Raw genomic sequence first — 14080 nt, 5'->3', positions numbered from 1 at the left:
ACACAGCGAGTGTAGGTGCAGCGAAGCAAACCGGAGCCGCTGCGCCCGGATCGATCCCGCAGCGAAGGAACCCGAGCCTGCGAGGGCCGAACGCAGGAGCAAGCCTTTTGGGTTACCTTTTTGGCGTTTGAAAAAGGTGACCCGCCGTAAGGGCGGAACCGTAACCAGCAACACCCAAAAAAACGGATATTCACCCAAAACCCCTAGAACCTGGTCGGCCCGAAGGCCGCCAAGGCTCAACCCTCCCGCCGAACCCTGAACCAAGCCGCATACAACGCCGGCAAAAACAACAGCGTCAACGCAGTAGCAACAATCAACCCACCCATGATCGCCACCGCCATCGGCCCGAAAAACACACTGCGCGACAACGGAATCATCGCCAACACCGCCGCCAGCGCCGTCAACACAATCGGCCGGAAGCGCCGCACGGTTGCCTCGATAATTGCCTGCCAGGGCTTGAGCCCCGAAGCAATGTCCTGCTCGATCTGATCCACCAGAATCACCGAATTACGCATGATCATCCCGGACAGCGCGATAGTCCCCAACATCGCCACAAATCCGAACGGCTGGCGGAACACCATCAGGAACAAGGTCACCCCGATCAAGCCCAACGGTGCGGTCAGAAACACCATCGCGGTACGCGAGAAACTGCGCAGTTGCACCATCAGCAAAGTCAGCACCACGACGATGAACATCGGCACTCCGGCATTCACCGACTTCTGCCCGCGCTCGGAATCCTCCACCGTGCCGCCGACATCCAGCAGATAACCATCGGGCAACTCGGCACGAATCGGCTCCAGCGTCGGCATGATCTGCTTCACCAGCGTCGCCGGTTGCTCCTTGCCATAAATGTCCGCACGCACCGTCACGTTCGGCAGGCGATTGCGGTGCCAGATGATGCCTTCCTCGAAGCCATATTCCAGCGTGGCAATCTGCGACAACGCCACACTGCGACCGTTATCGGTCGGCACAGCCAGACTCGGCAGCAACGACAACTCCGTACGCTCATGCACGGTGCCGCGCAGTAGAATCTCGATCAATTCGTTGTCTTCGCGGTACTGGCTGACCGTCGAACCGACCAACGAACTCTGCAGGAATTTCGCCAGATTGGCGGTGCTCACACCGAGGGCGCGGGCGCGATCCTGGTCGATGTTCAGATAGACGACTTTGCTCGGCTCCTCCCAGTCCAGATGCACGTTGACCACATGCGGGTTCTCGCGAACCTTCGCCGCCACCTTGCGCGCCAGCGCGCGGACTTCTTCAATGTGTTCGCCGGTAACGCGGAATTGCACCGGGTAGCCAACCGGCGGGCCGTTTTCCAGGCGGGTGACCCGAGAACGCAGGGCCGGGAATTGTTCGTTGAGGGTTTCGATCAACCAGGTGCGCAGCGCCTCACGCTCTTCGATGGTTTTCGCCAACACCACAAATTGCGCAAAGCTTGCTGCCGGCAGTTGTTGATCCAGCGGCAGGTAGAAACGCGGCGAACCGGTTCCGACGTAGGCCACGTAATTATCGATGCCGGCGTGCTGCTTGAGCATCGCTTCGAGGCGTTTGACTTCACTGGTGGTATTGGCCAGCGACACACCTTCGGCAAGCTTCAGATCGACCATCAACTCCAGCCGGTTCGAGGCCGGAAAGAATTGCTGTGGGACGAAACGGAACAACATCACCGAAGCGATAAACAGGCCGACGGTGAGCACGATCACCGTCTTGCGGTGCGCCACGCACCACTCCACCAGACCACGGACGCGTTGATAAAACGGCGTCGCGTACGGATCCGGCTGACCATGGCCAGTGCCATGTTTGGCCGCGTGAATTTTCGCCAGATCCGGCAGGAGTTTTTCTCCCAGGTACGGCACGAACATCACCGCTGCCACCCATGAGGCCAGCAGCGCAATGGTCACGACCTGGAAAATCGAGCGGGTGTATTCGCCAGTGCCGGACTGTGCGGTAGCAATCGGCAGGAAACCGGCGGCGGTGATCAGCGTGCCGGTGAGCATGGGAAACGCCGTGCTGGTCCAGGCATAACTCGCCGCTTTGATACGGTCGAAGCCCTGCTCCATTTTGATCGCCATCATTTCCACGGCGATGATCGCATCGTCCACCAGCAGCCCGAGCGCCAGCACCAACGCACCGAGGGAAATCTTGTGCAGGCCGATACCCAGGTAATACATGCAGGCGAACGTCATCGCCAGCACCAGCGGAATGGTCAACGCGACGACCATGCCGGTGCGTACACCGAGAGAGAAGAAGCTCACCAGCAATACGATCGCCAGCGCCTCGACCAACACCTGGACGAACTCGCCCACCCCGGTTTTCACCGCGGCCGGCTGATCGGAGACCTTGCGCAATTGCATGCCGGCCGGGAGGTTTTTCTGAATCCGCGAGAACTCGCCTTCCAGCGCTTTGCCCAGCAGCAGAATATCGCCGCCATCCTTCATTGCCACGGCCAGACCGATCGCGTCATCGCCCATGAAACGCATGCGCGGCGCCGGTGGATCGCTGAAACCGCGACGCACATCGGCGATATCGGAGATACGGAACGTACGATCGGCGACCCGGATCGGAAAGTTCTTTATCTCGTCGACTGTCTGAAAATTCCCCGAAACACGTAGCTGCAAGCGCTCGCTGCCGGTCTCGAAAAAACCCGCCGTGGACACCGCGTTCTGCTCCTCCAGCGCCTGCTGCACGGCCGCCAACGGCAGGCCGAGGGTGGCGAGTTTGACATTGGACAGCTCGACCCAGATCTTCTCGTCCTGCAGACCGAGCAGTTCGACCTTGCCGACATCCTTTACCCGCTGCAGCTGAATCTGGATGCGGTCGGCGTAATCCTTGAGCACGGCGTAGTCGAAGCCATCGCCGGTCAACGCATAGATGTTGCCGAAAGTGGTGCCGAATTCATCGTTGAAGAACGGCCCCTGAATCCCCGGCGGCAAGGTCTGGCGAATGTCGCCGACCTTTTTCCGCAGCTGGTACCAGAGGTCGGGGATGTCCTTGGAATGCATCGAATCGCGGGCGATGAAGGTGACCTGGGATTCACCGGGACGGGAGAACGACATGATGCGTTCGTACTCACCGGTTTCCATCAGTTTCTTCTCGATGCGTTCGGTGACCTGGCGCGAAACTTCCTGCGCGGTCGCGCCGGGCCAGCGGGTCTGAATGACCATGGCCTTGAAGGTGAACGGAGGATCTTCGCTCTGGCCAAGTTTGGTGTAGGACAACGCACCGACAACGGCGAGCAAAAGCATCAGGAACAGTACGATCTGGCGATTACGCAACGCCCATTCGGAGAGGTTGAAGCGCATCGGGGCTTACTCCTTGTTCGCCAGATTGACCACACGGTTGGAACGATCCACCGGCCGCACCTGCTGACCATCCAGCAATACGTGAACACCGGCGGCGACCACCCAGTCGCTGGCATTCAGGCCTTCGAGCACTGCCACGCTTTTCTCACCGAACGGGCCGACCCGCACCGGAGTTTTCTTCAGCGTGTTATTGCCGTTGACCACCCACACGTACGTCGCGCCGTTTTCAGCGGTCAGCGCGGAAAGCGGTACCGACAGCGAGACACTGTCGGCCGATTGCACGAAGACGCGGGCACTCTGGCCCAACTCTGCCGGGACTTTGCCGCTGGTGAAGGAGATACGGGCGGCGAAGGTGCGCGAGCGCGGGTCGGCGGACGGCGACAGTTCGCGGATCTGCCCGGCGAAGCGCTGATTCTGCTGCGCCCACAGTTCTACGGAGACCGGCTGACCGACTTTGAAACGGCCGAAGCTTTGCTCCGGCAGGCTGATCAGCACTTCGCGCTCGCCGTCGGTGGCGAGGGTGAACACGGTTTGTCCGGCAGCGACCACCTGACCGACTTCCACCGAGCGCTTGGCCACCACACCGTCCTGCGGCGCACGCAGCACCGCGTAACTGGCCTGGTTGGTCGAGACGTTGAATTCGGCTTTGATTTGTTTAAGGCGGGCTTCGCCGGAGCGGTATAGATTTTCCGCGTTGTCGTAGGCCGAGCGGCTGACCATCTGCCGCTCCATCAGGGTTTTGTAGCGATCACGCTCGGCGCGCACCAGGTTCAGATTGGCCTCGGCGGCCGCGACCTGAGCGCGGGTGGCTTCCAGTTGCAGGCGCACGTCCTGCGGATCGAGCTCGGCCAAAGGCTGATCGGCCTTGACCCGCTGGCCTTCGTCGACCAGCCGTCGGCTGACCTTACCGCCGATGCGGAAAGCCAGATCAGGCTCATAGCGGGCACGCACCTCGCCCGGATAACTTTCCATCGCCTGCGCGGAAGGTTCGGGTTGCACCACCATGGCCGGTCGTGTGGTGACTTTCGTCACCTCTTCCTGACCGCACGCCGATAACAGGAACGCCAGACTGACTGGCACGGCAAAGGACAACGCATGGCGGAACATGGTGACGGACCTTTCGCGAATGAGGCTTGGAATATTTATACTGGCGGGTATGGTATTAATAGCAAACTCACCAGTCCAGTATTAAAAGCGAAGAATGTCGAACAATCTTTCAGCTCCAAACGGCCCGGGCCGCCCCAAGGATCTGGCCAAACGCCAGGCGATCCTCGATGCGGCGAAAACCCTGTTTCTCAGTCATGGTTACGCCAACACCAGCATGGACGCGGTGGCCAGTGAGGCCGGCGTGTCGAAGCTGACGGTCTACAGCCATTTCAACGACAAGGAAACCTTGTTCTCCGCCGCCGTGGTGGCCAAATGCGAAGAGCAACTACCGCCACTGTTCTTCGAATTGCCGGAAGGCATCCCGGTGGAAAATGTGTTGTTGAACATAGGCCGAGGCTTTCATCAACTGATCAACAGCGATGAATCAGTGAATCTGCATCGTCTGATCATGGCCCTGGGCAGCCAGGACCCGAAGCTGTCGCTGATCTTCTTCGAGGCCGGCCCTGAGCGAGTAGTCAACGGGATGGAAGGTTTGCTGACGAAGATCCATGCGAGCGGCGCGTTGAATATCGACCAGCCGCATAATGCCGCCGAGCACTTCTTCTGCCTGATCAAGGGTGCGGGGAATTTTCGCTTGTTGTATGGCTGCGGCGAGCCGCTGACGGGTGACGCGGCGGAACGGCATGTGCGCGAGGTGGTGGGGTTGTTTATGCGGGCATACAAACCCTGACAGTTTTGCGATGTTTGTGCAGACCGCTTCGCGAGCAGGCTCGCTCCCACATTGGAATGCATTTCAACGGTGGGAGCGAGCCTGCTCGCGAATGAGGCGATACGGTCTCAGGGCTTCAGTGCTTTCTTCGGATAAATGTCATACCGGCTCGATTTGCCATCCAGCGCATGGCTCGGTTTCGGCCCTTCGATGCAGGGTGCCTTGCGCGGGCGTTTGACCACCACCCGGTGCGTGGCCAGTGCCAGTGCCGCTTCAAGCAGCGCCGGCGCATCCGGGTCATCGCCCACCAAGGGGCGGAAGAGGCGCATCTCTTTTTTCACCAGCGCGGTTTTCTCCCGATGCGGGAACATCGGGTCGAGATAGATCACCTGCGGCGGCTCGCCTTCCCAGTTGCGCATGACCTCGATGGAGTTGCCCTTGAGCAGTTTCATCCGCGCCACGATCGGCGCCACGTCGAAATCCTCCGCCGCCCGCGCCAGACCATCCTCGAGCAGTGCGCCGATCAACGGCTGGCGCTCGATCAGGCTCATTTCACAGCCGAGACTGGCCAGCACAAACGCATCCTTACCCAGCCCTGCCGTGGCGTCCAGCACACGCGGGCGTACGCCTTGGGCGATGCCGACTGCCTTGGCGATCATCTGGCCGCTGCCACCGCCATACAAACGCCGATGCGCCGCACCACCCTCGACGAAGTCCACTCGCACCGGCCCGGGGGCGTCCGGGCCGAGCTGCTGCAACTGCAAACCCTGCTCGCCGACCTGCAAGGCGAACTCGCCGTCAGCGTCGCCCAGCGGCAGACCGAGGCGTTCAGCCCAGTGCTCGGCCTGCGCTTGAAACGTCGGGGCGAGGGCCTGGACATGGATGCGGCAGGCCGCAGGTGACTCAATCATGAAAAAACGCTCAAAAAAGTTAAGGATCGACAAAAACCGCCGATAAACCATTCAACGCGCATTTTGCCAGAGCTGAGCGTCAACCGAAAAAAATGTCAGGCATTCTTCCCACATCGATTGGCTACATTTCGCCCCATGGCGATTTCAGCCGTCATAACACTCAAGCACTGAGCGGCGTCAGTCACCTGTGGCAGGATTTCTTCGCCCAGGCCCTGGCCGAGCAGACGAGTGATGTGGTGCCAGCCTGCGGCACGTTTCCTCCGGTAGACCTGAACAGCCCTGAAGAGCCAACCCTCGGCAGCGAGCTGCACGCGCACATCGTCAGCCAGCGTGAATGCGACGTGGTCGAAACCGAGGTTCGCCCGCCGGAGCCATTGTTCCTGCCGATCGCCGAGTTCGAAATGGAGCTGCTGGACAAGCCGTTCCCACCGTTCCCTCCGGAAGAACTCAAGTCGCAGCAAGCGCAACAGGATTTCGACAGCAGCTGGGTGCGCCCGATTGTGATCAACAATGGTCAGCCACTGCCTGAGCCCGGCCCTGCCCCGCAGAAACGTCCGCTGTACCTGCCGATCGCCGAGTTCGATCTGGACTTGCTGCAGAAGCCTTACCCGCCGTTCCCGCCGGAAGAAATCGCCGAGCAGCAGAAAGCCCTGGACTTCGATAACGGTTGGGCGCGCCCGATCGTTCTGCAGAACCTGCGCCTCGCCGCCTGAGCCTCAGCGACACACGCTCCAGCGTCCGACATCGACATGAAAGTGATTGCGATGGGCGGCGTTGTAATCCGGACTCAACACCACACTGAATGACTCGCAGGCGCCATCGCGCACTTGGCGCAGAAACTGTGCGTCCTGATTTTGTTTTGGCCAGTCCTTGAGCACGCTGATCGTGCGCCCGTCAGCCAGGCGGAAACCGGCGATGTCCAGCGCGTCGGCACTGGCATGTCGACTGAGGGCGCCGCTTTCACGGTTGTAGACATTACGACAGGCGAAGCTGCCGAGGTGATCGACGCGCGTGATCTTCTGGCCGTAAACCGATTGCGCGGCAGGTTGCAGGGCGTGGTGTTCGAACATCGCGTAGGCCACTGCCAGCGGGCAACTGGCGATGAAACTGCTGCTCAGCGCCACCTCACCGCCCTGCACCCGCAGAGCGCCGATCAGCGGACACTTGGCGCCGGGGCTGTCGGCCTGGCGGCTGACGCGCATATCCGAGCTGCTCAGCGCCTGTGCACAAAGCTCTGGGTCGCTGCGCAGGCGCATGAGTTTGTAACCGGTCAGCCAGTTGCGCGCTGCTTTTACCTCCAGGGGTGCCCACGGGTTCCACTGCGGCGGCACCTGCAACCAGCCGCGCCAGACACTCACCGCAATGCCCGCCACAGTCAGCACCAGCAGCCAGAACAGCCAACGCCCCATGCTCAATCCTTGAAGAACTGATTGGCCTTGGCATACGGCATCGACTGTGAGGTAAAGCCGAAGGTGCCGGACTGCCGGATTTCTTCAGCCGCGCGAAAGAATTCGCCGAACGCCGCGAGCGCCAGCGCCGAACCGGTGCTGATCCGCCTCACGCCCATTTCTTCGAGTTGCTGCACGGAGAGTTTCAAACCGCCGGACATCAACACGTTGACCGGTTTCGGCGCCACGGCTTGGACCACCGCCAGCACTTCTGCGGCAGTGCGCAATCCCGGCGCATAGAGCACATCGGCGCCCGCCTCGGCAAATGCCTGCAAGCGGCCAATGGTGTCGTCGAGATCGGGGTTGCCATGCAGGTAGTTCTCCGCACGGGCGGTGAGGACAAAGGGGAAAGGCAGCGTGCGCACTGCCGCAACGGCCGCTTCAATTCTCGCCACGGCGTGTTCAAAGCAATAGATCGGCGCATCCGCACGGCCCGTGGCATCTTCGATCGAGCCACCCACGGCGCCCGCCTCGGCTGCGCGAATCAAGCTCTGCGCGGACTCCGCCGGGTCATCGGCAAAACCGTTTTCCAGATCCACGGCCACCGGCAGATCCGTCGCCGCAACTATTGCGCGGACATTGGCCAATGTCTCATCGAGGTTCAACGCTCCATCGGCTTTGCCCTGCGAAAACGCGTAGCCGGCACTGGTGGTCGCCAAGGCCTGATAGCCGAGGCTGGCGAGCATTTTCGCCGAGCCGGCATCCCACGGATTGGGAATGACGAAAATCCCCGGACCGTCATGCAGAGCTTTGAAGGCTTGGGCTTTACGCAGTTGTTCTTGACTGGCTTGGACGTCCATCGACGGGCTCCCGGGCAGGAAAAAATCCGCTTCAGAGCAAGCCAAGTTGCTCAGCGGCGGGTTCTCTGTATAGCTCAGGCAGCGCGGGCAAGCCAGGCAAACGTTGCATCAGTTGTGCGTGAAAACGTTGTGCCAGCTTCGCCGCCAACAGGTTGTCGGCGGTGTGCAGGAAGATGTAGGGCGTGCGCCCCTCTTCGATCCACTCGGCAATTTTCGCGACCCACGGCAACAGAAACGGATCGTTGGCCTCAAGCTCGGGATGGCCGATGAAGCGCACCTGCGGGAACTGGGTGAACGCCGCCGGGCGCGTCGGCACTCGTGGTTTCTTCGCTTGCGCGTGGATCACCGAAGACTCGGTCGACAGACAGCTGAACAGCGCACGCGGATCAAGGCAGATGCGCTCTACACCGCGATCAAGCAGCAGACGATTGAGCAGGCGCTCGCTCTCGCCTTTAGCGAAGAACTGCTCATTGCGCACCTCCACAGCCAACGGGCAATCCAGCGCGTCGATGAACGCCAGCAGTTCCGGCAGACGCTGCGCAGTAAAGCTCTTCGAAAGTTGCAGCCAGAGCGGTGAGACACGTTCGCCGAGGGGGTTGAGTAATTGCAGGAAGGTTTCGGCAGCGGTCAGCTGCTCGCGCAAGTCGCCGCTGTGGCTGATGTCGCCGGGGAATTTGGCAGTGAAGCGAAAGTGCGCCGGCATGATCTCGGCCCAACGCTGCACAGTGGCTGGCGAGGGGCTGGCGTAGAAAGTGGTGTTGCCTTCGACGGCGTTGAACACCTGGCAGTAGAGCGCGAGAAAGTCGGAGGTTTTGGCATCTACCGGATACAGATACTCGCGCCAGGCATTTTCGCTCCAGGACGGGCAACCGAGGTAGTAAGGCAGATCCATCAGATATACAGATCGAGGCCCAGCACATCCGCATCCCAATCGACAAAACCGGCAGTGCTCAGGTAGCTGGCCAGGGCCATGGCTACGCTCTTCTTCATTGCACGGTGGTAGATCATGTCTTGCTGACGTGCAGGCAGATTGCTCAGGCGTTGCGCAGCGGCTTGAGCGCGAGCAGCCATTTGCTCTTCGCTCGGGAATTCCAGCTCGCCATCGATGATATCGGCGGACTCATCCAGCGCGGCGTTGCCTTTGCGAAGCTTGCGCTTGATGGGGTAGGACTGAGTGGAAACGCCGTCTATACGCATAATGTCATGCCCGGTATCGATGATGGCAATTTAGCGGCACCTGACCGACTTAGCAAACTGCCGAGTGATAACTAGAACACAGAAAGCGCAAAAGGTTTTAAGCGAGGGTGAGAAACTGACGATTGGCGTTTATAAAAGTCCAAAGATCGCAGCCTTCGGCAGCTCCTGCATTTGGAATGCATTGCCCTGTAGGAGCTGCCGAAGGCTGCGATCTTTCAAAGGCTCAGCGGGCTTTCGGAGTGGCGACTTTATCGCGCAGGTAAACCGGTTGTGCGTCGTCGGCCTGGATCGCCTCGCCGCGCTCCCAGGCGAAACGCGCCAGGGTCAGCAGATCTTCGGCGTGGGGCAGCATGCCAGCGTCGGAGCCGGCCAGATTGACCGCAATACGTTCGCCGTAGCCCCAACCGGTGCCAGCGCCGAACCAATCGCCATCAGCATCGGCCGGCAGCGCGGCCACTTCCGGCGGCAGTACGGCTTCGGCGCCCACCAGACGCATCTCCCCCGCCGTCTCGCGATAGCAGCCCCAATACACTTCATCCATCCGCGCATCGATGGCGGCCGCCACCTGGCCTGCGCCATGTTCACGGAAGGCACGCTGCGCGAGCACGGCAAGGTTGGATACCGGCAGCACTGGACGATCCAGAGCAAATGCCAAACCTTGCACTACGCCGATGGCAATACGCACCCCGGTAAACGCGCCAGGACCACGACCAAAGGCGATCGCGTCGACCGCTTGCAATGTGGTGCCCGCATCAGCCAGCAATTGCTGGATCATCGGCAGCAGCTTCTGCGCGTGCAGGCGCGGGATCACCTCGTAATGGCTCGTGACCTTGCCGTCATGCAGCAAGGCAACGGAGCAAGCTTCAGTCGCGGTGTCCAGGGCCAGCAAGGTGCTCATCGATGTTTCCAAAACAGGAGTGGGAAAAAGTGCGTCAGTATAAACAACTACGGCCCGCAAGCGGGCCGTGGATGATGCGGCGGTTCAGACTTCTCAGCTCAGCGCGGCCAGCACCTTGGCGGTGATTGCATCGACCGAACCCACGCCTGGAATGTGGCTGTACTTCGGCTTGCCACCATTGGCGGCAGACAGCTTCTGGTAGAACTCCACCAGCGGTTTGGTCTGCGAATGGTAGACCGACAGGCGATGGCGCACGGTTTCTTCGGTGTCGTCCTTGCGCTGCACCAGCTCTTCACCGGTGATGTCGTCTTTGCCAGCCAGTTTCGGCGGGTTGTAGACGATGTGATAAACGCGGCCGCTGGCTTCGTGAACACGGCGACCGGCGATGCGCTGGACGATTTCTTCGTCTTCAACAGCGATTTCAACCACAGCGTCCAGCTCGACACCGGCAGTGACCAGGGCTTCAGCCTGCGGAATGGTGCGCGGGAAGCCGTCGAACAGGAAGCCGTTGGCGCAATCAGGTTGAGCGATGCGGTCCTTGACCAATGCGATGATCAGGTCATCCGACACCAGGCCGCCGGCATCCATGATGCTCTTGGCTTGCACGCCCAGCGGGGTGCCGGCCTTGACCGCAGCACGCAGCATGTCGCCGGTGGAGATTTGCGGAATGCCGAATTTTTCGGTGATGAACTTTGCCTGAGTACCTTTACCGGCCCCGGGAGCTCCCAGCAGAATGACGCGCATCGATGTGCTCCTCAATTTTTTATATAAAAGCTTTACAAAACAAAGGATTCGCTCGTAACCGGCGAATCCTGAAAATACGGGTCGTGGCCGCATAAACGGCCAAAGGCTGATCAAGATACACAGCAGGCTGCGCCCACACAAGACGCCAAAAGTCGGAGAAACCGACGCCCGCCGTGACCTCGCGACGCGGTAACCCAAGTCGCAACCCCAACATTAACTGTCGCCTCGCGGCACTTTCCTACACGTGGTGCAGCAGCATCCGACCCTCAATGCGAATGCTGCCTGACGTGATCAGCAACCTTAGCCGGTATTGCGCAATCCGGCGGCAATCCCCGCCACAGACACCAGCAGCGCCTGTTCCACCGGGCTGCCCTGCTCGACATCCTGCTGTCGCGAACGGGCCAACAGTTCAGCCTGCAATAGATGCAGCGGGTCGAGGTAGGTGTTGCGCAACCGGATGAATTCGAGGGTGTCGGGGCTGTGCGCCAGCAGTTGCGACTGGCCGGTCAAGCCCAGCACCACGGAGCATGCCTGCGACAATAGGTCGCGTAACTGCGCGCCCAACGGCAGCAGATCCGCCTCGACCAGACGCTCGTCGTAGGACTGCGCAATATCGGCGTCAGCCTTGGCCAGGACCATTTCCAGCATGTCGATGCGGGTACGGAAGAACGGCCATTGTTCGCGCATCTGTCCCAGCAACTCGCCCTCGCCGCGCTCCAGCGCCTTGCTCAGTGCCGTCTCCCAGCCCAGCCAGGCCGGCAGCATCAGCCGCGTCTGGGTCCAGCCGAAGATCCACGGGATCGCCCGCAAGCTTTCGATGCCGCCGGCGCGGCGCTTGGCCGGACGACTGCCCAAAGGCAAACGTCCCAACTCCTGCTCTGGGGTCGACTGGCGGAAATACTCAACGAATTGCGGATTTTCCCGCACCACCTGGCGGTAAGCGCTGACACCGTCAGCCGCCAATTCGTCCATCAGATGGCGCCACTCAGGGGTCGGCGGCGGCGGTGGCAGCAAGGTCGCTTCGAGCACGGCGGCCAGATACAGATTGAGGTTTTGTTCGGCGATGTCCGGCAGGCCGAATTTGAAACGAATCATTTCTCCCTGTTCGGTGGTACGGAAGCGCCCCGCCACCGAACCCGGCGGCTGCGACAGAATCGCCGCGTGCGCCGGACCGCCGCCACGGCCCACGGTGCCGCCTCGACCGTGGAACAACAGCAATTCGACTTGCTGCTCGCGGCAGATTTCCACCAGCCGCTCCTGCGCGCGATATTGCGCCCACGCCGCAGCGGTGGTGCCGGCATCCTTGGCCGAGTCGGAATAACCGATCATCACTTCCTGCGGGCCGTGCAGGCGCGCGCGATAGCCCGGCAAGAGCAACAGGCGCTCCATCACCGGCCCGGCGTTGTCGAGGTCGGCGAGGGTTTCGAACAGCGGCACCACGCGCATCGGCCGCAGCACCCCGGACTCTTTGAGCAGCAGTTGCACGGCGAGCACATCGGAAGCTGCGCCAGCCATGGAAATCACGTAGGAGCCCAGCGAAGCCGCCGGTGCAGCGGCGATTTCCCTGCAGGTGTCGAGCACTTCAGCGGTGTCCGCCGACGGCTTGAAATGCGCGGGCAGCAACGGACGCCGGTTGCTCAGTTCCTCGGTGAGGAAGCTGATGCGCTGTTCTTCGTCCCAATCCTCATAGCGTCCAAGACCGAGGTAATCGGTGATTTCCGTCATCGCCGAACTGTGCCGCGTCGAGTCCTGACGCACATCCAGGCGCACCAGGAACAAACCGAACGTTACCGCCCGGCGCAGGCAATCGAGCAACGGCCCGTCGGCGATGACGCCCATGCCGCATTCGTGCAGCGAGTTGAAACACAGCTGCAAAGGCTCAAGCAGATCGCGATTGTCGTGCAGGACATCGACCGGTGCCGGGGTCGGCGCGGTCAACGCGGCGTGTGCCCAATTGCGCGTGGCGCGCAGGCGTTCGCGCAATTGCTTGAGCACCGCGCGATAAGGTTCGGCACTGTCGCCCGCCTTGGCCTTCAGCGCAGCGCTGGCCTGTTGCATCGACAGTTCGGCAGCAAGATGGTCGACATCACGCAGGTACAAATCGGCCGCCATCCAGCGCGCCAGCAACAACACTTCGCGAGTGACCGCAGCGGTGACATTGGGATTGCCGTCACGGTCGCCGCCCATCCATGAGGCAAAGCGGATCGGCGCCGCTTCCAGTGGCAAGCGCAGGCCAGTCGCGGCGAACAGCGCCTGATCGGCCTTGCGCATGTGGTTGGGAATCGCCTGCCACAACGAATGTTCGATGACTGCAAAGCCCCACTTGGCTTCGTCGACCGGTGTCGGCCGCGTGCGGCGGATTTCTTCGGTGTGCCAGGCCTCGGCGATCAGGCGCTGCAATTTGCTCTGGATCTGCTCGCGCTCGGCGCTGGTCAGGTCGCGATGATCCTGTGCGGCGAGTTGCGCAGCGATTGCATCGTACTTCTGGATCAAGGTGCGCCGCGCCACTTCGGTCGGGTGCGCGGTCAGCACCAGTTCGATTTCCAGCCGGGCCAATTGTCGGGCCAGGGATTCGGCGCTGTGACCTTCGCTGCGCAGACGAGCGAGCAGCTCAGGTAATACGCGCGATTCGAACGGTGCGGGCTGCGACTCCTCGCGACGATGGATCAGTTGATACTGCTCGGCGATGTTGGCCAGATTGAGAAACTGGTTGAAGGCCCGCGCGACCGGGAGCAATTCGTCCTCGCTCAATTGATTGAGGCTCGCGCTCAGTTCCGCGTCCATCGAGCCGCGCCGGTCGGCCTTGGCACCCTTGCGAATCTGCTCGATCTTGTCGAGAAATGCCTCGCCGTACTGGTCTCGAATGGTGTTGCCCAACAGCTCTCCGAGCAGGTGAACATCTTCGCGCAAACGTGCATCGATATCGGTCATCAGCAGTTCTCCAGCGGTAATCGGGGGCAG

Annotated in this window: 12 protein-coding genes; 2 read left to right on the top strand and 10 right to left on the bottom strand. The window is 61.1% G+C overall.

Translation table 11 applies throughout. The features are described from left to right. Window positions 1–236: 236 nt before the first annotated feature. A complete protein-coding gene (locus tag VNV36_RS18500; RefSeq protein ID WP_325719217.1) occupies window positions 237–3305 on the bottom strand; it encodes an efflux RND transporter permease subunit in 3069 nt (1022 codons plus the stop codon). A 6-nt stretch (window positions 3306–3311) separates the two neighbouring features. Beyond that, a complete protein-coding gene (locus VNV36_RS18495; protein WP_325719215.1) occupies window positions 3312–4412 on the bottom strand; it encodes an efflux RND transporter periplasmic adaptor subunit in 1101 nt (366 codons plus the stop codon). A gap of 94 nt (window positions 4413–4506) precedes the next feature. Here VNV36_RS18495 and VNV36_RS18490 point away from each other — a divergent pair, with 94 nt between their 5' ends. Then, window positions 4507–5142 (top strand): TetR/AcrR family transcriptional regulator, encoded by a 636-nt coding sequence (locus VNV36_RS18490; RefSeq protein ID WP_325719213.1) that lies wholly within the window; start codon window positions 4507–4509, stop codon window positions 5140–5142. Window positions 5143–5249: 107 nt separating this feature from the next. Here VNV36_RS18490 and VNV36_RS18485 read toward each other — a convergent pair whose 3' ends face one another. Further along, window positions 5250–6032 (bottom strand): class I SAM-dependent methyltransferase, encoded by a 783-nt coding sequence (locus VNV36_RS18485; protein ID WP_414705528.1) that lies wholly within the window; start codon window positions 6030–6032, stop codon window positions 5250–5252. 92 nt (window positions 6033–6124) lie between these two features. Here VNV36_RS18485 and VNV36_RS18480 point away from each other — a divergent pair, with 92 nt between their 5' ends. Beyond that, entirely contained in the window at window positions 6125–6745 is a 621-nt protein-coding gene (locus VNV36_RS18480) for an energy transducer TonB (RefSeq protein WP_325719211.1), read from the top strand. A gap of 3 nt (window positions 6746–6748) precedes the next feature. Here the strand turns inward: VNV36_RS18480 and VNV36_RS18475 are convergent, their stop codons facing one another. From VNV36_RS18475 to ppc, 7 genes are all read right to left on the bottom strand, one after another. Further along, complete coding sequence (locus tag VNV36_RS18475; RefSeq protein WP_325719209.1) at window positions 6749–7441, bottom strand: extensin-like domain-containing protein; 693 nt, start codon at window positions 7439–7441, stop codon at window positions 6749–6751. A gap of 2 nt (window positions 7442–7443) precedes the next feature. Further along, the gene (locus VNV36_RS18470; RefSeq protein ID WP_325719207.1) at window positions 7444–8280 is read right to left on the bottom strand and encodes an isocitrate lyase/PEP mutase family protein; all 837 of its coding nucleotides are present in this window, start codon (window positions 8278–8280) and stop codon (window positions 7444–7446) included. A 31-nt stretch (window positions 8281–8311) separates the two neighbouring features. Beyond that, window positions 8312–9172: a DUF72 domain-containing protein gene (locus VNV36_RS18465; protein ID WP_325719205.1), complete on the bottom strand. Its 861-nt coding sequence runs from the start codon at window positions 9170–9172 to the stop codon at window positions 8312–8314. After that, window positions 9172–9477 carry a hypothetical protein gene (locus tag VNV36_RS18460; RefSeq protein WP_325719203.1) on the bottom strand — a complete coding sequence of 102 codons (306 nt, stop codon included), beginning with the start codon at window positions 9475–9477 and terminating at the stop codon, window positions 9172–9174. The genes VNV36_RS18465 and VNV36_RS18460 overlap by 1 nt, the downstream gene beginning before the upstream one ends. Before the next feature lie 223 nt (window positions 9478–9700). Further along, window positions 9701–10375: a tRNA (adenosine(37)-N6)-threonylcarbamoyltransferase complex dimerization subunit type 1 TsaB gene (tsaB, locus tag VNV36_RS18455; protein WP_325719200.1), complete on the bottom strand. Its 675-nt coding sequence runs from the start codon at window positions 10373–10375 to the stop codon at window positions 9701–9703. A gap of 93 nt (window positions 10376–10468) precedes the next feature. Further along, entirely contained in the window at window positions 10469–11119 is a 651-nt protein-coding gene (gene adk / locus VNV36_RS18450) for an adenylate kinase (protein ID WP_217864255.1), read from the bottom strand. Window positions 11120–11419: 300 nt separating this feature from the next. Further along, on the bottom strand, window positions 11420–14050 hold the full coding sequence (gene ppc / locus VNV36_RS18445; protein ID WP_325719196.1) for a phosphoenolpyruvate carboxylase: 2631 nt from the start codon (window positions 14048–14050) through the stop codon (window positions 11420–11422). Between the last annotated feature and the right edge of the window lie 30 nt (window positions 14051–14080).

This window comes from Pseudomonas sp., from assembly GCF_035554175.1.
In the GTDB taxonomy this organism is placed as follows: Bacteria; Pseudomonadota; Gammaproteobacteria; order Pseudomonadales; family Pseudomonadaceae; genus Aquipseudomonas.
This window is presented reverse-complemented; position numbering and strand designations above follow the sequence as displayed.